The 18,439-nt window shown below is 65.0% G+C and carries 15 protein-coding genes; all 15 read left to right on the top strand.

Annotation, left to right across the window (positions count from 1 at the left end):
- The first annotated feature begins 1 nt into the window (after position 1).
- The 15 genes from wecB (CR152_RS31465) (at position 2) to CR152_RS31395 (ending at position 18,215) form a co-directional block, all read left to right on the top strand.
- Positions 2–1,159: a non-hydrolyzing UDP-N-acetylglucosamine 2-epimerase gene (gene wecB / locus CR152_RS31465; RefSeq protein ID WP_099881603.1), complete on the top strand. Its 1,158-nt coding sequence runs from the start codon at positions 2–4 to the stop codon at positions 1,157–1,159.
- Positions 1,156–2,421, top strand: coding sequence for a glycosyltransferase family protein (locus CR152_RS31460; protein ID WP_099881600.1), 1,266 nt, complete (start codon positions 1,156–1,158; stop codon positions 2,419–2,421). The genes wecB (CR152_RS31465) and CR152_RS31460 overlap by 4 nt, the downstream gene beginning before the upstream one ends.
- 61 nt (positions 2,422–2,482) lie before the next feature.
- The gene (locus tag CR152_RS31455) at positions 2,483–3,637 is read left to right on the top strand and encodes a glycosyltransferase family 4 protein (protein WP_167399980.1); all 1,155 of its coding nucleotides are present in this window, start codon (positions 2,483–2,485) and stop codon (positions 3,635–3,637) included.
- A 91-nt stretch (positions 3,638–3,728) separates the two neighbouring features.
- Complete coding sequence (locus tag CR152_RS31450; RefSeq protein WP_167399979.1) at positions 3,729–5,183, top strand: phenylacetate--CoA ligase family protein; 1,455 nt, start codon at positions 3,729–3,731, stop codon at positions 5,181–5,183.
- On the top strand, positions 5,180–6,238 hold the full coding sequence (locus CR152_RS31445) for a glycosyltransferase family 4 protein (protein ID WP_099881595.1): 1,059 nt from the start codon (positions 5,180–5,182) through the stop codon (positions 6,236–6,238). The genes CR152_RS31450 and CR152_RS31445 overlap by 4 nt, the downstream gene beginning before the upstream one ends.
- Positions 6,235–8,232, top strand: coding sequence for a heparinase II/III domain-containing protein (locus tag CR152_RS31440; protein WP_099881593.1), 1,998 nt, complete (start codon positions 6,235–6,237; stop codon positions 8,230–8,232). Before CR152_RS31445 ends, CR152_RS31440 begins: the two co-directional genes overlap by 4 nt.
- 376 nt (positions 8,233–8,608) lie before the next feature.
- A complete protein-coding gene (gene wecB, locus CR152_RS31435; protein WP_099881592.1) occupies positions 8,609–9,742 on the top strand; it encodes a non-hydrolyzing UDP-N-acetylglucosamine 2-epimerase in 1,134 nt (377 codons plus the stop codon).
- Complete coding sequence (locus CR152_RS31430; protein ID WP_229413739.1) at positions 9,739–10,476, top strand: WecB/TagA/CpsF family glycosyltransferase; 738 nt, start codon at positions 9,739–9,741, stop codon at positions 10,474–10,476. The genes wecB (CR152_RS31435) and CR152_RS31430 overlap by 4 nt, the downstream gene beginning before the upstream one ends.
- A gap of 77 nt (positions 10,477–10,553) precedes the next feature.
- Complete coding sequence (locus tag CR152_RS31425; protein ID WP_099881590.1) at positions 10,554–11,834, top strand: nucleotide sugar dehydrogenase; 1,281 nt, start codon at positions 10,554–10,556, stop codon at positions 11,832–11,834.
- The gene (locus tag CR152_RS31420; RefSeq protein ID WP_099881588.1) at positions 11,822–12,571 is read left to right on the top strand and encodes a hypothetical protein; all 750 of its coding nucleotides are present in this window, start codon (positions 11,822–11,824) and stop codon (positions 12,569–12,571) included. Before CR152_RS31425 ends, CR152_RS31420 begins: the two co-directional genes overlap by 13 nt.
- Before the next feature lie 47 nt (positions 12,572–12,618).
- Entirely contained in the window at positions 12,619–13,617 is a 999-nt protein-coding gene (gene galE, locus CR152_RS31415) for a UDP-glucose 4-epimerase GalE (RefSeq protein ID WP_099881586.1), read from the top strand.
- A gap of 33 nt (positions 13,618–13,650) precedes the next feature.
- Positions 13,651–14,796, top strand: a complete 1,146-nt coding sequence (locus CR152_RS31410; RefSeq protein ID WP_099881584.1) for a nucleotidyltransferase family protein — start codon at positions 13,651–13,653, stop codon at positions 14,794–14,796.
- Positions 14,797–14,865: 69 nt separating this feature from the next.
- Positions 14,866–16,284, top strand: coding sequence for a mannose-1-phosphate guanylyltransferase/mannose-6-phosphate isomerase (locus CR152_RS31405; RefSeq protein WP_099881582.1), 1,419 nt, complete (start codon positions 14,866–14,868; stop codon positions 16,282–16,284).
- Between the two features lie 397 nt (positions 16,285–16,681).
- Positions 16,682–17,122 carry a hypothetical protein gene (locus tag CR152_RS31400; protein WP_157778860.1) on the top strand — a complete coding sequence of 147 codons (441 nt, stop codon included), beginning with the start codon at positions 16,682–16,684 and terminating at the stop codon, positions 17,120–17,122.
- A gap of 49 nt (positions 17,123–17,171) precedes the next feature.
- Positions 17,172–18,215: a TIGR03790 family protein gene (locus tag CR152_RS31395; RefSeq protein ID WP_099881578.1), complete on the top strand. Its 1,044-nt coding sequence runs from the start codon at positions 17,172–17,174 to the stop codon at positions 18,213–18,215.
- Positions 18,216–18,439 lie beyond the last annotated feature (224 nt).

Genomic DNA, 18,439 nt, shown 5'->3' with positions numbered 1-18,439 from the left:
CATGCCCGCTACGCAAAAACTGCTCTTCGTCTTCGGTACCCGTCCCGAGGCGATCAAACTGGCCCCGGTGGTCCTGGCCGCGCGCGCGCACGGCGGCTTCGAGGTCGTCGTCTGCGTCTCCGCCCAGCACCGCGAGATGCTCGACAGCGTACTGGCCTTCTTCGGCATCGTGCCCGAGTTCGACCTGAACCTGATGAAGCCGGGCCAGACCCTGACCGGCGTCACCACCGGCGTGCTCGACGGCCTGGTGCCGGTGCTCGAACAGGTCCGTCCGGACTGGATGATCGTCCAGGGCGACACCACCACCGCCTTCGTGGCCGCGCTGGCCGCCTTCTACGCCAAGGTCAAGGTGGCCCACGTCGAAGCGGGCCTGCGCACCGGCAACATCTACGAACCGTTCCCGGAAGAGATGAACCGCAAGCTGGTCGGCCAGATCGCCGAAATGCACTTCCCGCCGACCGCCCCGGCCAAGGTCAACCTGCTGCGCGAAGGCGTTCTGGAAGAGCGCATCCTGATCACCGGCAACACCGGGATCGACGCCCTGTACCTGGTGCGCGAACGCTTGAATACCGATCCGGCCTGCCGCGCCCAGGTCGGCGCCGCGCTCGCCCCGCAAGGGCTGGAGCGCTTCATCGGCCCGCGCCGTCCGTTCGTGCTGGTCACCGCGCACCGCCGCGAGAGCTTCGGCGCCGGCTTTGAAGCCATCTGCACCGGCATCGCCGAGCTGTGCGCGCGCTACCCCGCCATCGATTTCGTGTTCCCGGTACACCCGAACCCGGCCGTGCGCGGCGCGGTCGACCAGTTCCTGGTGCCGTCCGGTTTCGCCAACCTGGTGCTGTGCCAGCCGCTCGACTACCTGCCGTTCGTGGCCATGATGATCAACGCTTCCGTGGTGCTGACCGATTCCGGCGGCGTGCAGGAAGAAGCGCCTAGCCTGGGCAAGCCGGTGGTGGTCATGCGCGATGTGACCGAGCGCATGGAAGGCACGGCGTCGGGCATGGTGCACCTGGTCGGCCCGAACCGCGAGCGCATCGTGAATGCCGTGGCGACCCTGCTCGACGGCGCCCTGGGCGATGGCGTGGGCGGCAATTTCTACGGCGACGGCCATGCCTCGCGCCGCATTCTCGATTCGCTGGCCGCCTTCGGAGAGCGCGTTTGAATATTTTTGCCATTTGCTATTACGCGCCGCCCAAGCTGACGCCGCAGGCGATCCAGATCGGGCGCCAGCTGTATCACCTGGACGGCAAGGTCACCATGCTGCACGGCCAGGATGCGGAGTTCCCCGACGCTTACGACCAGTATCCGGATTTCTTCCAGCGCGTCGATTCCCTGTGCGTGCACAACCCCGGCATGTTCCTCAAGGGCCGCCTGCTGCGCCTGGCGCGGCGCGTGGTCCCGACCTACGGCACCACGCCGGACGGCCTGGGCCGCTGGCGCGCGCTGGCCAAGCGCGCCGCGCTGGCGCACATCGCCGCCAAGCGGCCCGACGTGCTGGTCAGCTTCGGCATGCCGATGAGCGACCACTTGCTGGGCCTGGACCTGAAACGCGCCACCGGCTTGCCGTGGCTGGTGCACTTCAGCGACCCGTGGGCCGGCAATCCTTTCCACTCGGGCACGCCCGAGGTGCTGCGCATCAATGCGGAAATGGAAAAGAGCGTCATCGCCAGCGCCGACCAGGTCTTGTTCACCTCCAGCCGCACGCTCGAGATGGTGATGAGCAAATACCCGAACGCCTGGCGCGCCAGGGCGGCCGTGCTGCCGCACGCCTGGGACATGGAAAACTTCGGCCCGGCGGCGCCGCAAGCGGCCCAGCCGGCTGCGCAGCCGCCTGACGCGCGCCGCGTCATCCGCCACATCGGCGCCTGCTACGGCGCGCGCTCGCCCGAGCCGCTGTTCAAGGCCCTGGCGCGCATGCTGGAACGCCAGCCGGGCGCGCTCGACGGCGTGCGTTTCGAGTTCGTCGGTCCCCTGCAAAAGATTTTCCTGGCCTCGGCGGCGCTGGCATCGCTGCCGCCCGGCCTGGTGACGCTGTGCGGCCAGGTGCCGTACCGCGAATCGCTGCGCCTGGCGCGCGAGGCCGATGCGCTGCTGGTGATCGACGCCCCGAGCGCCAGCCCGAGCGTGTTTTTGCCGAGCAAGCTGGTCGAATACATCGGCGCGCGCCGCCCGGTCTGGGGCATCACCTCGCCCGGCACCTCGGCCGACCTGATCGCCGAATGGGCCGGCAGCCCCGACGCCTGCGCCGCCCCGGACGATATCGAAGCCATCACGCGCATGCTGCGCGTCGGCCTGGCGAGCCTGGAAGCGGGCGTGGCCCCCGTGCTGCCGGAAGACGTGGCCCAGCGCTTCGCGCCGCAGCGCGTATCGGATGCGCTCAAGGGGCATATGCAGCAAGCCATCGACCGCAGCCGCGCCGGCTGATGGTCCCTGGCGGCAGCGCCGCCAGGCCCGATTCGAACTGACTATCCATGCGAAAGCCTTCATGACGACGATGAAAATCATGTTCGTCGCCGACCAGCTGAAATTCGGCGGCGGCGAACGCCACACAGTAGCCCTGGCCACCGGCCTGGTGCGGCGCGGCCACCAGGTGGCCCTGGGCTACCTCAAGGATTCGGCCGAACTGGCCCCCGACCTGGAGCAGGGCGGGGTGGCGCCGCTGCTGTGCTGCCACGCGAAAGATGGCTTCGATTACGCCGCCATGGGCCGCCTGGCCGCCCTGGTCGACCAGTTCGAGCCCGACGTGATGATCGGCACCTCCCAGTATTCGCTGATGTGCGCCGCGATCGCCGGCCTGCGCGCCAGGAAGCGCCCCAAGCTGGTGTTCATCAACCACAGCATGGGCGTGGTCAAGCGCGGCGGCAAGCAGCGCCTGCGTTTCGTGGTGTACCGCCAGTTTTACCGCATGGCCCAGTGCACCATCTATATCAGCGAACTGCAGCGCGGCTTCTTCAAGGCGCTCGGCGTGAGCGACGCGCGCAGCGAGGTGGTGCATAACGGCGTCGACCTGAACCATTTCGCGGTGGCGCGCGTGGCCGACCAGGCGGCCGCCATGCGGCGCGAGCATGGTTTCGGCGCGCACGAACTGGTGATCGGCCTGTGCGCCATCTTCCGCGAGGAAAAGCGCCAGGTCGATTTGCTGGCCGCGCTGGCGCGCCTGCGCGCCCAGGGCGTGGCGGCGCGCGTGGTGCTGGTCGGCGACGGCAGCATGCGGCCCCAGATCGAAGCGTGCATCGATGCGCTCGGCCTGCGCGATGCCGTGCTGCTGGCCGGCTTCCAGCAGGATGTGCGGCCCTATATCGCCATGTGCAATGTGATGGCGCTCACCTCGCACGATGAGAATTTCCCGATCGCCACCCTGGAATACATGGCGCTCGGCAAGCCGCTGGTCGCCAGCGATGTCGGCGGCATGCGCGAGCAGGTCGAGCATGGCGTCAACGGCTTGCTGTATCCCGCCGGCGACGTCGATGCGCTGGTGGCGGCGCTGTCGCGTTTCAGCGACGAGGCCCTGTGCGCGCAGCTGGGGCAGGGCGCGCTGGCAACCGTGCGCGCGCGCTTCGACGCCGAGCGCATGCTGGATCGTTATGAAGCCATTTTCCAGGCAGTGGCGGGCAAGCTTGCCCGCGTCGGGCTGGCGTGATTGCTCGCCCGCGCGCATGGCCGGCTGCTGCCGGCGCCGCGCGAACCAGGACGGGCCAGCCGGCCCGCCAGACACAACAGAGCGAACCCGTATGCCCATAGAAGACATGGTCCACCCCTTTCTCAAGTTCTACACGGCAGCGCCGCAGTGGATCAAGAGTTCCATCGGCCAGCTGTATTCGCTGGCCCCGGCCAGCTTGCGCTACGGGGCCAAGTACCACGAGTTTGTCGGCGAGATCGCCCGTAGCGGCGATCTCGCGTGGCTGAGCCGGCGCGCCGACGAAAAACTGATGGAGACGCTGCGCTGGGCCATCGAGACCGTGCCCGCCAACGCGGCCCTGAAACCGGCCCTGGCGCGCGGCGATTCGGCCGCCGCCCTGCTGGCCGCCTTTCCGCTGCTGACCAAGGAAGAGATCAAGGCCGATACCGGCCGCTACCTGTCGACCCGCATGGGACCGGAAACCCACCTGATGGCGTTTACCGGCGGCTCGACTTCGGTGCCGATGAGGCTATACCTGGAAAAGTACGTTTCGCGCTCCAAGGATTTTGCCTACAACTCCACCTTCGACGAGATCGCCGGGGTCGGCCGCAACGACATCATCCTGGCCCTGCGCGGGCGCACCGTGCCCGGCGCCGGCCGCCCGGACGGCGCCTTGTGGATGTTCGATCCGATCAAGCGCTACCTGCACCTGTCCTCGGACCACCTGGAGCCGGCCTACATGCCGCGCTACGTCGAGGCGCTGCGCAAGTGGAAGCCGGCCTTCATCCACGCCTTTCCCTCGGCCCTGGTGCCGCTGGCGCGCTGGCTCAAGGCCAACCCGGCGCCCGACATCACGGCGCGCATCCGCGCCATCCAGCTGTTTTCGGAAAATATCTACGATTACCAGGTCGATCTTCTCAAGGAAGTGTTCGGCTGCCCCGTGCTGCTCGACTACGGCCATTCCGAGCGCGCCGTCAAGGCGATCTCGGCGCCGGACGATGCGCGCTATTTTTTCTGGCCGCTGTACGGCAAGGTCGAACTGGTCGACACCGCCGGACGCAGCATCGACACCCCCGGCGTGCTCGGTGAAATCGTCGCCACCGGCTTCGACAACCGGGTCATGCCCCTGATCCGCTACCGCACGGGCGATCTGGCCATGTGGAGCGCGGCGCCGAACCATACCCGGCCCGGGTTTGCCGTGGTCGAGCGCATCGAAGGGCGCCTGCAAGAGTTTTTGGTGTGCCACGACCACCGCCTGGTGTCGATCTGCACCATCGGCGCGGCCCACTTCGAGCAGCTCGCCAGCGCCGACCGCATGCAGTTCGAGCAGACCGCGCCGGGCAAGGCCACCCTCAAGGTGCTCTCGAACGCCGAACTGACGAAAAGCGCGCGCGACGCCCTGGCCGCCGGCATCCACGCCAAGACCCAGGGCGGCCTGTCGGTCGAGATCGTGCGCGTGGACGAGATCCGGCGCTCGGTGTCGGGCAAGCACAAGCTGCTGCTGCAGCACCTGGATATTTCCACTTACCTGGGCGCGGCCCACCTCGATTCGGATGGAACAGCATGAAGAAGTTGGTCATTATGATCGGCCCGTCGCCGACAGCGCGCGGCGGCATCGCCAGCGTCATCAAGACGTATTATGAACATGGCTACGGCGCCGACGGCAATACGCGTTTCATTGCCAGCCACGTGGACGGCTCGATGCCGCGCAAGGCGCTGCAGGCGGGGATCGCCCTGTCCCAGTTCCTCGGCCTGCTGCTGCGCGGCAAAGTCGCGCTGCTGCACGTGCATGTCGCCTCCGGCGTGAGCTTCTGGCGCAAGGCGATTTTCATCCGCACCGCGCGCCTGTTCGGACGCCCGGTGCTGTTCCACCTGCACGGCGGCGCTTTTTGCGACTTCATGGACAATGGCTTGTCGGGCTGGGCCCAGCGCCTGGCCGTGGCCACCGTCGCCAAGTCGACCGCCGCGTTTGCCCTGACCGACGATTCGGCCACCTGGCTGCGCGAGCGCGCCGGCCTGGCCGCCGTCGAAGTGTTTCCCAACCCGGTGGCGGTACCGCCCGCCAAGCCGCGCAAGCGCGGCCTGCGCGACGTGCTGTTCCTCGGCCGCATCGAAGACAAGAAGGGCGTGTTCGACCTGATCCGCGCCTTTGCCGCCGTCCACGCCGCCCGTCCCGAGGCCCGCCTGGTGCTGGCGGGCGAGGGCGATATCGCCCAGGCGCGCGCCCTTGCCGACGAACTCGGCCTGGGCGCGGCGGTGGCCTTGCCGGGCTGGGTCGATGGTGCGGCGCGCGCCGCATTGATGGACGAGGCCGCCGTTTTTGCGCTTCCGTCACATACTGAACAGATGCCGATGTCGATCCTGGAAGCGATGGCGTGCGGGATTCCTGTCGTTGCGACAAGCATTGGCGCGATTCCATTAATGTTGTCGCAAGGAAAGTGTGGTATTTTGGTGCAACCGCGCAATACCGTTGATCTCGGTGCCTCAATTTTGCGCATCTTGGACGATAATATCCTTGCGGATACGATCTCTGCTTCCGGACTGGCGCGTGTCAGGTCCGAATATATGGTCGAAACAGTATTGGAGCGTCTTGCGAGACGTTATAAGGAGTTAGCAGCATGATAAAAGCACTAAGCGCCTTCGCGTTGACTGTCGCCGCGGCCGCCCTGCCCGCTGCGGCCCAGACTTTTACCGCCGCGCCGAAGATGTTTACCACGGCTGAACTGGCCGCCACGGCGACCGCGCTGAGCCCCACATCGCTGAACGCCGCGATCACCAAATTCGATGCCACCACCCCGCGCATGGGTCACCCGCGCCTGTTCAAGGGCCAGGCCGACTACGCCGGCATCGTGGCCGCCACCAAGGCCGAGCGCGCCAAGGCGCTGGCCGCCATGACCGCTTATCTGAAGCGCACCGCCGTCAGCGGCATCACCACCTCCTTGCGCACCCAGATCAATTCCAACACCGAATCGGTGCGCATGGGCAGCTGGTGGGAGCAGAGCCGTATCCTCGAAGGCATGGGCGAAGCGGCGCTGGGATGGTACCTGACCCGCGACCCGTGGTTCCTGACCGAGATGCGGGCCCGCATGCAATTGTTCGGCCCGCCGGTGCTGGCGCGCAAGTGCGCCGGCGACGTCGCCGAAACGCGCGACTATGCCTGGTCGTACGCGCTGGCCTACGATTTCGCCTACAGCGCCATGACGGCCGCCGACCGCCAGATGGTCAAGGATATCATCATCGCCTGCGGCAATGCCAATCTCCTGAAGACCCCGGAGCAGGTGCGCAGGTACCCTGAAAACAGCATTTCCTTCAACGCCCTCGGCAAATTCGTCGGCGCCTTGTTGATCGTGCGCGGCGACATGCCGGAAGTGAACGCCTGGCTGGCGCCGGCCGTGCAGGAATACGTGTTCAGCACCAGCCCGTGGGGCGGCGAGGATGGCGGTTTCGCCAACGGTTCCAGCTATGCCGAGTGGGATGCGGGCGAGTCGCTGCTGATGTGGGACTTGATCGAGCGCGTGCTGGGCGTGCCGTTCTACAGAAAACCGTGGGTGGCGGAATTTGCCCGTTTTGTCGCCTATGCGCTGCCGCCGGGCACCCCGGCCGGCGTGTTCGGCGATGGCGCCGAAGTGCGGCGCGGCGAGGACTGGGCCCGTTTCGGCAAGGCCATCATGAACCGCTCCGATACCGTGCTCTCGCGCTGGTACGCCAAGCAGATGAGCGGCGAAGACTATGCGCGCCTGCACATCATGCTCAGCCCGCGCGAATACCAGGGCATCGCGGACTTGCCGTCGAATACGCCCAACGGCGCTTATTTCCCGGCCGTCGGCTGGGCCGCCATGCACAGCATGCTGGTCGACCGCAACCGCACCTCGGTCTTTTTCAAGAGCAGCCCTTTCGGTTCGCTGAACCACTCGCACGGCGACCAGAACGGCTTTGTCATGTATTCCAAGGGCAAGATCCTGGCGATGGACAGCGGTCACTACGACTACTACAACTCGCCGCACTGGCGTGAGTACTACAAGCAGACCAAGGCCCACAACGCGATCACCTTCGACGGCGGCCAGGGCCAGTACCTGGGTCTGTCCGGGCTGGGCGAAAAAGCTTCCTCCGGCAAGCTGACCAAGTTCCTGCAGTCGGCCGGCTGGGACGTGGTGACCGGCGACGCCACCGCGGCCTACGCGGGCAAGCTGACCCAGGCCAAGCGCACCCTGGTGTTCATCCGCCCGTCGACCCTGGTGACGGTCGACCAGTTGAACAGTGCCACGCCGCGCAAGTACGAGTACAACCTGCACACGGTCGTGCCGCTGGTTGGCGTGCCAGCCGCGTTCCGCGCCGATGTGGCGCCGGCCGAGATGTGCGGCTCGGTGACCTCGCCCGACCCGCTGACGCAAACCGGCTCGGCCGGCTACGCGCCGGCCCCGAGCATCGCGGCCGGTCCGCACCAGTGGAACAAGTTCAGCTACACCACGGCCAAGACGCGCGGCGTGTTCGTCTCGGTCCTGCGGGCCGACTGCCTGAGCCCGAAACCGACGATCGTGTACTCGGCCAGCGGCGCCACCATCACCCTCGGTGCCCGCACCATCACGGTGACCGACGCCGATGTCACGGTGAAGTAAGCGCGGACGCACGAACAGGCGTAAAAGCAGACGTAAGAGATGTAACAAAGTGCAAGCGCAGGGGCAGGGCAGCCATCGGGAACAGCCCAATGGCACCCTCTCCGGCGCTTTCGGCGCCACTTGGGCGCTGCAACATGGAAAGGCCGCGCGAAGCGGCCTTTTTTTATTGGGGCGCACTTTTCCCCCGCCGCCACTGGGCGCAGGGCGCCATGCGCGGCTGGAACTAGCCGTTTGGAAACTTATTTTTTATGCATCGAGAATGGAAAAAAGTGTTTTCTGCTGCAATGCAACAACGACCGGCGCGCACATCAGACAAATTGCGGGACAAACGTGCCTTTCCCACTATAATTATGGTTTTGATAAATCCCGGATGACTATGCCCCTGATCTACCTGGTCGCTGGTGCTCGACCTAACTTCATGAAAATCGCGCCGATCGTCCGTGCCCTGCAAAGCCAGGCCACGCTGACCTTCAAGATCATTCACACCGGCCAGCATTACGACCGCGAAATGAATGACGTTTTCTTTGAAGAGCTCGGCATCCCCCAACCCGACATCTTCATGGGCGCCGGCGGCGGCAGCCATGCCCAGCAGACCGCGAAGATCATGGTCGCCTTCGAGGAACTGTGCGTGGCCGAGCGTCCCGCCGCGGTGCTGGTGGTGGGCGACGTCAATTCCACGCTGGCCTGCTCGATTTCCGCCAAGAAGCTCAACATCCCCGTGGCCCACGTCGAAGCCGGCCTGCGCAGCGGCGACATGACCATGCCGGAAGAAATCAACCGCCTCGTCACCGACAGCATCACCGACTGGTTCTTCGTCACCGAACCGAGCGCCGTGAGCCACCTGCAGCGCGAAGGCAAGCCGGACTCCGCCATTCACTACGTGGGCCACGTGATGGTCGACAACGTGCTGTACCAGGCCGAGAAGCTCACCGCCACCGATACGTCCGAGTACGAAACGAGCGCCTTCAAGGCGGCGCGCAGCGCCAGCGGCGGCCGCTACGGCGTGGTCACCTTGCACCGTCCGAGCAATGTCGACGATGCCGCCATGATGACCCGCATCGGCGGCGCCCTGAAAGAGATCGCCGCCGACCTGCCCCTGATCTTCCCGGTGCACCCGCGCACGCGCGCCAACCTGGCCTCGTTCGGCATCGATCTCGGTCCCAACGTGACCCTGGTCGGCCCGCAGGCTTACATGGCTTTCCTGAACCTGTGGAAAGACGCGGCGGTCGTGCTGACCGATAGCGGCGGCTTGCAGGAAGAAACCACGGCCTTGGGCGTGCCCTGCATTACCATCCGCGACAATACCGAGCGTCCGGTCACCGTCGACGAAGGCTCGAACGTGCTGGTCGGTACCGATCCGGTGCGCATCGTGGCCGAAGCGCGCAAGGTCTTGAACGGCGAAGGCAAGCAGGGCCGCCGTCCGCATTTGTGGGATGGCAAGGCTGCCGAACGCATCGTCGCCATCCTCACCACCGAGCTGGCCGCGCTGGGCGCCCGGGAGGCCGCGTGAGCGGCCGCATCACCATGATGGGTTGTCATATCGATAACCTGACAATGGATGAAACCTTGCAAAAAGTGGAAGGTTTTATCGCCGACGGCAAACCGCACCAGCATGTCTGCGTGAACGTCGACAAACTGGTCAAGGCCGACCGCGACCCGGAGCTGCGGCGCATCGTCAACGGCTGCGACCTGATCAGCGTGGACGGGATGCCGGTGGTGTGGGCTGCGCGCCTGCTCGGTAAACCCCTCAAGGAGCGCGTTTCCGGGGTCGACCTGTACGAAGCGCTGATGAAGCACGCCGCCATCAAGGGCTGGCGCGTGTACCTGCTCGGCGCGCGCGAGGAAGTCGTTTCCGAAGTCAAGCGCCTGTATGAAATCAAGTACCCGGGCCTGGTCATCGCCGGCTACCGCAACGGCTACTGGAAGGCGGACGAAGAAGAGGGCATCGTCGACCAGATCGCCGCGGCGCGCGCCGACCTGCTGTTCGTGGCCATCAGCTCGCCGAAAAAAGAGCATTTCCTCGGCCAGTACCAGGCGCGCATGAAAATTCCTTTCGCCATGGGCGTGGGCGGCACCTTCGACGTGGCCGTCGGCCGGGTCAAGCGCGCGCCGCTGTGGATGCAGAAATGCGGCCTGGAGTGGTTCTACCGCTTCCTGCAGGAACCGCGCCGCATGTTCCGCCGCTATTTCATCGACGATATGGCCTTCATCGGGCTGTTCTTCAAGGAAGCCCTGCGGCGCTGATCCGCAGTCCTGACACGTTCACCGCAGCTTCACCGTAGTTTCACTGAATTTTCACCTTTTCTTCAAGGGCAGTTTTTATGAGCACAATTGGCGTCATCGGTCTCGGCTACGTCGGCCTCCCCCTCGTTGTCGAGTTCGCGAAACTGGGCCCGACCATCGGCCTGGATATTTCGGTCTCCAAAGTCGAATCCTGCCGCCGCGGGGTCGACCCGTCGCGCGAACTGTCGGACGAGCAGATGGCCGCGGCCGTGCACGCCGAGTACACCAACGATCCGGCCCGCCTGGCCGACGCCGACCTGATCATCGTGGCCGTGCCGACCCCGGTCGACATCGCCCACAACCCCGATTTCGGCCCCCTGATCGGCGCCAGCCAGGTCGTCGGCAAGCACATGAAGAAGGGCGCCACCGTCATCTACGAGTCCACCGTGTATCCGGGCGCGACCGAGGAAGTGTGCATCCCCGTGCTCGAAAAAGCCTCGGGCCTGAAGTGGAAGGACGATTTCTTTGTCGGCTATTCCCCTGAGCGCATCAACCCGGGCGACAAGGAACACACGCTGACCACGATTTTGAAAGTGGTCGCCGGCGACACCCCGGAGACGCTGGAAAAGGTCGCCAAAATGTACGAATCGATCGTCAAGCCGGGCGTGCACCGCTGCTCGAGCATCAAGGCGGCCGAAGCGTGCAAGGTCATCGAAAACACCCAGCGCGACCTGAATATCGCGCTGATGAACGAGCTGGCCATCATCTTCGACAAGATCGGCATCGATACCTCCGAAGTGCTCAAGGCGGCCGGCACCAAGTGGAACTTCCTCAAGTTTTCCCCGGGCCTGGTGGGCGGGCACTGCATCGGCGTCGATCCCTACTACCTGACCCACAAGGCCGACATGCTGGGCTACCACCCGCAAGTGATCCTCGCGGGCCGCCGCATCAACGACGGCATGGCCAAGTTCATCGCCGAACAGACCATCAAGAACATGATCGCCGCCGGCAGCTACATCAAGGGCGCCAAGGTCAACGTGCTGGGCCTGACGTTCAAGGAAAACTGCGCCGACCTGCGCAATTCCAAGGTGGCCGACGTCATCACCGAACTGAAAACCTACGGCGTCGAGGTGTTCGTGCACGACCCGTATGCCGATGCCGAGGAAGCGATGCACGAATACGGCGTCAAGCTGGTCAGCTGGGATGAATTGCCGCGCGCCGATGCGCTCGTGGCCGCCGTCTCGCACCGCCAGCTGATGGCCACCTCGATCGAGGACTTCCAGAAGAAGCTGATCAAGGGCGGCGTGTTCATCGACGTCAAGGCCGCGTTCGACCATGTCGCGCTGCTTGAGGCCGGCATCAAGGTATGGCGCCTGTAAAGCGCGCCATGGCAAGGCGGCGCCAGGACGGTGCCGCCTTGCTGCTGATGCTGGCCGTGGCCGGCCTGGGCGCGGCGTCGCTGCTGATGTCCGGCATCGCGAAAACCGATATGCACGCCGGACCCGAGCGGCGCAGCGCGGCCGCGCTGGCCCAGGCGCGCGAAGCGCTGCTCGGCTTTGCGCTGGCCAATGGGCGCTTGCCGCGGCCGGCGCTGGAGGTGAGCGGCAGCGGCGGCGGACGCGAGTACGAGGGCCGCTGCGACAGCGAAGAGCGCTGCACCGGTTTGCTGCCCTGGGTTACCCTGGGGCTGGCGCCCGGCGACGGCTGGGGCAAGCTGCTGCGCTACAGCGTGTCGCCCGTGATGAGCGCGGCGCCCATCCAGCCCACCGTGGCCTTCGGCACCAAGTCGGTGCTCACGCGCCGCGACGCTCGCCTGGCGTACCAGGTGGGCGCCGCCGAATGTTCGATGGCCACCCAGTGCGCCGCCGCCGTGGTGCTCTCGCACGGGCGCGAGCATGGCGGCATCAGCGTGCACGGCGTGCGTCAGCCGGACAGGTCAGGCACCAATGTGGATGAGCGCGTCAATGCCGGCGCCACCACCACGTTTGTCCAGCGCGCGCGCGAGCGCGACCCCAGCCTGGCCGGCGGCGAATTCGACGACCAGCTGGTGCTGGTTCCGGTCGGCATCCTGTTTAACCGCATGAGCCTTGCGCGCGCCTTGCCGCAGGGCGAGTAGGGCGGCCAGCTGGCCACCCCCCATCTCTTTCCGAAAGAGTCATACCCATGAAAATTCTCGTTACCGGCGGTCTGGGCTACATCGGCTCGCACACTTGCGTCGAACTGATCGCGGCCGGCCATGAGCCGATCGCCTTCGATAACCTGTCCAACAGCCAGCGCAGCGTGCTGGGCCGCGTCGAACGCATCACCGGCCAGCCGCTCACCTTCATCGAAGGCGACATCCGCGACGCCGCCGCCCTCGACGCCGCGTTCAGCGCGCACCAGATCGGCGCCGTGATCCACTTCGCCGGCCTCAAAGCCGTGGGCGAATCGGTGTCGCAGCCGCTGCGCTACTACGACAACAACGTGGCCGGCTCGCTGGCGCTGTTCCATGCCATGCAGCGCCACGGCGTCACCTCGCTCGTGTTCAGCTCCTCGGCCACCGTCTACGGCGACCCGGTCTCGGTGCCGATCAGGGAAGACTTTGCGCTGTCGGCCACCAATCCCTACGGCCGCAGCAAGCTGATCATTGAAGACATGCTGCGCGATATCGCCAAGGCCGAGCCGGGCTGGCGCATCGCGCTGCTGCGCTACTTCAATCCGGTCGGCGCCCACGAAAGCGGGCTGATCGGCGAAGAACCGAACGGCATTCCGAACAACCTGCTGCCCTACATCGCCCAGGTGGCCGAGGGACGGCGCGAATTCCTGTCGGTCTACGGGGGCGATTATCCGACCCCGGACGGGACCGGCATGCGCGACTACATCCACGTGGTCGACCTTGCCGTTGGACATGTCAAAACCTTAAGCAAGCTGGCGACAGGTCCCGGCATTGTTACGTACAATCTTGGCACCGGGCGCGGCAACAGTGTGCTGGAAATGGTGCGCGCATTCGAGCAGGCCAGCGGCAAGAACGTGCCCTACCAGATCGTTGCGCGCCGTCCCGGCGATATCGCCGCCTGCTACGCCGACGCCACCCTCGCCGAAACTGAGCTGGGCTGGAAAGCGGAGCGCGGCGTGGCCCAGATGTGCGTCGATGCATGGCGCTGGCAATCCCTGCCCAAGTAAGGCTTGGACAGTAATCACTAAGGAAGAATTCCCATGAAAGCGATGATCCTGGCTGCTGGTAAAGGCACCCGTGTGCGTCCCCTGACCTATGATCTGCCCAAGCCGATGATCCCGATCCTGGGCAAACCCGTGATGGCTTACCTGGTCGAGCACCTGGCCAAGTACGGCGTGACCGAAATCATGGTCAACGTCAGCTATCTGCACGAAAAGATCGAAGAGTATTTCGGCGAAGGGCACCAGTTCGGGGTCCAGATCGGCTACTCCTTCGAGGGGTACACCAACGATGAGGGCGAAGTCGTGCCGCAGCCGATCGGCTCGGCCGGCGGCATGAAGAAGATCCAGGAATTCGGCGGCTTTTTCGACGACACCACGATCGTGCTGTGCGGCGACGCGCTGATCGACCTCGACCTGAAATCGGCCCTGTTCGAGCACCGCCGCAAGGGTGCGCTGGCCTCCGTCATCACCAAGGAAGTGCCGTGGGATAAGGTGTCGAGCTACGGCGTGGTGGTCACCGACAAGGATGGCCGCATCACCGAATTCCAGGAAAAGCCGTCCGAGGCCGAAGCGAAGTCGAACTTCATCAGCACTGGCATCTATATTTTCGAGCCGCGCGTGATCGACATGATTCCCACCGGCGTGCCGTTCGACATCGGCTCGGAACTGTTCCCGCTGCTGGCCAAGGAAGGCTTGCCGTTCTACGCGCAGACGCGCGGCTTCAACTGGATCGATATCGGCAGCGTGTCCGACTATTGGCAGACCCTGCAAAACGTGCTGCTGGGCGAAGTCGCCCACATGGACGTGCCCGGCATCCAGGTCGAGGATGGCCTGTGGGTCGGCCTGAACACCCGCATCGAATGGGAAGGCACGACCATCGAAGGTCCCGTCTACATCGGTTCCGGCGCCTGCGTCGAGGCCGGGGCGACCATCATCGGCCCGAGCTGGATCGGCCACGGCAGCCACATCTGCGCCGGCGCGAAAGTGGTGCGCAGCGTGCTGTTCGAGTACACACGGGTCTTGCGCGATGTGACGTTAGATGAAATGATCGTGTTTAAGGATTACAGCGTGGACCGGGCCGGCGAAATGAAGCACGTCTCGGAGTACGCGTCCGACGAATGGGTCAATGCGCGCGACCGCCGCTTCACCCGGCGCACCGACGTGGCGATGGAAGCGGCCAAATAAGCTGAAACAAGCTGGAACAAGCAGACGCACATAAAAACAGTTGTACAAAAAATACCTGAAAGAGACGCGATGAAAATCTACCCAGTGATCCTGTCCGGTGGCGCGGGAACGCGCCTGTGGCCCTTGTCGCGCGCGGTCCTGCCCAAGCAGCTTCTGCCGCTGGTCACCGACAAAACCATGCTGCAAGATACCGTCCTGCGCGTGTCGGGCTGGCCCGAGCTGATGGCGCCATTGGTGGTCTGCGGCAATGAGCACCGCTTCCTGGTGGCCGAGCAGCTGCGCGAAATCGGCGTGACGCCGCTCGGCATCCTGCTCGAACCGGTGGGGCGCAATACGGCTCCCGCGGTGGCGGCCGCCGCCAACTACCTGCGCGCCATCGATCCCGACGCCGTCATGCTGGTGCTGCCGGCCGACCATGTGATCGACAAGAATGTGCCGTTCGCCCAGGCCGTGGCCCAGGCCGGCGCCCTGGTGGCCGACGGCGCCCTGGCCACCTTCGGCATCGTGCCGCAGGCGCCGGAAACCGGCTACGGCTATATCCACCGCGGCGAGCGCGCCGCCGGGTCTGACACGGCGTACCAGGTCGACCGGTTCGTCGAAAAGCCCGACCGCGCCACCGCCGAGCTGTTCGTGGCCGATGGCGGCTATTACTGGAACAGCGGCATGTTCCTGTTCCGCGCCGAAGGCTATCTGCGCGAGCTGGCCGAATTTGCGCCGGCCATCGCCGACGCGGCCGAAGCGGCCGTGCGGCTCGGCTACCGCGACCTCGATTTCTGCCGCCTGGACGAGGCGGCGTTTTCCAGCTGCCCGTCCGATTCCATCGATTACGCCGTGATGGAGCGCACCCGCCACGCGGTGGTGGTGCCGGCCGACATCGGCTGGAGCGACGTGGGCTCGTGGTCGGCGCTGTGGCAGGTGCAGCAGGGCGATGCCCAGGGCAATGTCCAGCGCGGCGATGTGTATCTCGACGGCGTCACCAATTCGCTGGTGCGCGCCGAAAGCCGGATCGTGGCCGTGATCGGCGTGAACGACCTGGTGGTGGTGGAAACCCCGGACGCGGTGCTGGTCGCACACAAGGACCAGGTGCAGCGCGTCAAGCAGATCGTCGACCACCTCAAGTCCAAGGAGCGCACCGAGCACCTGCACCATACCAAGGTGTACCGCCCGTGGGGCTACTACGAGGGCATCGATGCGGGCGACCGTTTCCAGGTCAAGCGCATTACCGTCAAGCCGGGCGAGAAACTGTCGCTGCAGATGCACCATCACCGGGCCGAGCACTGGGTGGTGGTGAGCGGCACGGCGCGCGTGACCTGCGGCGAAAAAGTGAGCCTGTTGTCGGAAAATGAGTCGACTTACATCCCGATCGGCATGAATCACCGTCTGGAAAACCCGGGCAAGGTGCCGCTGCACATCATTGAGGTGCAGTCGGGCAGTTACCTGGGCGAGGACGATATCGTCCGCTTTGAAGATATTTACCAGCGCGCCTAAGCGGGCAGCCGGACAGGGGAGGGGAGCCGCGGCTCCCCTTTTTTCACGCAGCCAGCCGCCCTTATGCTGAGCGAATTGGTGGGTTGACAAGGCAAATGCGGCAGTGCAACAAAACAGTTTTTTGAATATCTACCGCGTCTGGCGGCGGAAAATGTTGCCATATACACTTTGTTACAACTAACCGCTTTTTTCGTGTCGTGAAATTGACGTTTCCAGAAAATTTTTTATATTTCCTATTGGATATCTTCGGGCTTCGTGACTGTTTCCCCGTGCATCATCGGATAAAGAAGATAAAAATAAGCAATTTGTGAAATCTTGAAATAAATTTCCACAGCAGAATTGTTTCCCCACGCATAGAATTCGGACCGTTATCCGATTTCATCTGATGTGAGGAAGTATGTTTTTTAACGTATTCAACCGGGCGCTCGTTTGCGCCGGGATCTTTGCACTGACCGCTTGCGGCGGTGGAGATCCGGCCGATGCCCCGCAGTCAACTGTCCACCAGAGTCCGCATGCGGTAGTGCAGCAGCAAACCCCTATTTCCTCTACGCCAGATGCGCCGGCAGCCGCCGAGGGCGGCGCCACCCGCGTGGCCATCGTTGCCACCGCGGCCGAGCGCGAAGCCGAGCAATTGCGCATGGTGCCGTACGAGCAAGCGTTCGCGTTCGAAATCCAGCGCCGCGCGCAAGAGCGCCCCGAACACCTGCGCGAACCGGCCGAGCCAGTGCGCGCGCCGGGGCAGGCACCGTGCGACCCCGCCGCCGCCCAGGCCCGGGCCGCCGAGTGTCTGCCGGCCCCGCCCGGCGCCCCCGCCGAAGCTGCCGGCCAGGCGCTATAATCGTCGGCGCGCGGTAATCGCCGCGCCAAACCGACGAACGGCTGACTCCATGACCCTGCGTGCTGCCCTGATCGCGTCCGTTGCCCTGATGGGTGCCACCAGTTTGGCCGCCGCCCAGGCCACGCCTTCGCCTGCGCCTGCGGCGGCCGCCGCGCGCCTGCTGCCGCGCCAGCTGGCGCTGGTCGTCAACGATGCCGAACCGAACAGCGTGACGATTGCCGAGTATTACCGCAAGGCGCGCGCCATCCCGGCCGCCAACGTCATCCACGTGAACATTCCCGGCAAGCCGCAGCGGCTCGATGCCGCGCGTTTCCGCGCGCTCAAGGAAAGCATCGACAGCCAGCTGCCGGTCGGCATCGAAGCCGTGCTGATGGTCTGGACCGCGCCCTATGCCGTGGAATGCAATGCCATCACGGCTGCCTACACCATGGGTTTCGACGCCGGCCAGTGCAGCAACACCTGCGCCGCCAGCCGTCCGAGCGCCTATTTCAATGCCACGTCAAGCCATCCGATGGCCGATTTCCGCATGCGCCTGTCGATGCTGCTGCCGACCGAATCGGTGGCGCAGGCCAAGGCCCTGATCGACCGCGGCGTGGCCAGCGGCTTCCGGGTGCCGAGCGCGACGGCGTACTACCTGGTGACCTCGCAGGCGGCGCGCAATTCGCGCGTCGAGCTGTTCCCGCGCGACGGTCACCTGGCCGCCAAAAAAATCCGTACCAAGACCTTGCGCGCCGACGCGCTCGACGGCGTCAAGGACATCATGGTCTACCAGACCGGCGTGGCGCGCGTCGACAAGCTCGACGGCCTGGGTTTTTTGCCCGGCGCGCTGGCCGACCACCTGACTTCCTTCGGCGGCGACCTGCTCGGCACCAGCCAGATGAGCAGCCTGCGCTGGCTGGAAGCGGGCGCCACGGCCAGCTACGGCAGCGTCAGCGAGCCTTGCAATCACTGGCAGAAATTTCCTCATCCCACGGTGCTGCTCAAGCATTACCTGAGCGGCAGCAGCGCCATCGAAGCCTACTGGCGCAGCGTGGCCTGGCCGACCCAGGGCTTGTTCATCGGCGAGCCGCTGGCCGCGCCGTACGGGCGCTGAGCGCGCCGGGGCGGTTCCGCCTCCCGTTCTTTGCTGCGTAAGCACGTACCCGGCGCACACCCTTCGGTTGCCCAATGCGGCAGCGTCGCCGCGCATTTTGTCGCGTCCGGCGCCTCCATAAGTTCAAAAAAATGACTCTGGGTCATCATGTTGTCATTTGTCACAACTATGATGAAATTTACTATGGAAGAATACTTTTTGCTAACATAGAACTTCAACGTCTG

Source organism: Massilia violaceinigra (assembly GCF_002752675.1).
In the GTDB taxonomy this organism is placed as follows: Bacteria; Pseudomonadota; Gammaproteobacteria; order Burkholderiales; family Burkholderiaceae_D; genus Telluria_A; species Telluria_A violaceinigra.
Note: the sequence above shows the minus strand (reverse complement) of the source record. Positions and strands in the feature narration are given on the sequence as shown.

What these genes read in the sequence shown, in the direction of transcription:
- wecB (WP_099881603.1), top strand. Translation starts at nt 2, where the DNA reads ATGCCCGCTACGCAAAAACTGCTCTTCGTCTTCGGTACCCGTCCCGAG.
- CR152_RS31455 (WP_167399980.1), top strand. Translation starts at nt 2,483, where the DNA reads ATGACGACGATGAAAATCATGTTCGTCGCCGACCAGCTGAAATTCGGC.
- CR152_RS31450 (WP_167399979.1), top strand. Translation starts at nt 3,729, where the DNA reads ATGCCCATAGAAGACATGGTCCACCCCTTTCTCAAGTTCTACACGGCA.
- CR152_RS31445 (WP_099881595.1), top strand. Translation starts at nt 5,180, where the DNA reads ATGAAGAAGTTGGTCATTATGATCGGCCCGTCGCCGACAGCGCGCGGC.
- CR152_RS31440 (WP_099881593.1), top strand. Translation starts at nt 6,235, where the DNA reads ATGATAAAAGCACTAAGCGCCTTCGCGTTGACTGTCGCCGCGGCCGCC.
- wecB (WP_099881592.1), top strand. Translation starts at nt 8,609, where the DNA reads ATGCCCCTGATCTACCTGGTCGCTGGTGCTCGACCTAACTTCATGAAA.
- CR152_RS31425 (WP_099881590.1), top strand. Translation starts at nt 10,554, where the DNA reads ATGAGCACAATTGGCGTCATCGGTCTCGGCTACGTCGGCCTCCCCCTC.
- CR152_RS31420 (WP_099881588.1), top strand. Translation starts at nt 11,822, where the DNA reads ATGGCGCCTGTAAAGCGCGCCATGGCAAGGCGGCGCCAGGACGGTGCC.
- galE (WP_099881586.1), top strand. Translation starts at nt 12,619, where the DNA reads ATGAAAATTCTCGTTACCGGCGGTCTGGGCTACATCGGCTCGCACACT.
- CR152_RS31410 (WP_099881584.1), top strand. Translation starts at nt 13,651, where the DNA reads ATGAAAGCGATGATCCTGGCTGCTGGTAAAGGCACCCGTGTGCGTCCC.
- CR152_RS31405 (WP_099881582.1), top strand. Translation starts at nt 14,866, where the DNA reads ATGAAAATCTACCCAGTGATCCTGTCCGGTGGCGCGGGAACGCGCCTG.
- CR152_RS31400 (WP_157778860.1), top strand. Translation starts at nt 16,682, where the DNA reads ATGTTTTTTAACGTATTCAACCGGGCGCTCGTTTGCGCCGGGATCTTT.
- CR152_RS31395 (WP_099881578.1), top strand. Translation starts at nt 17,172, where the DNA reads ATGACCCTGCGTGCTGCCCTGATCGCGTCCGTTGCCCTGATGGGTGCC.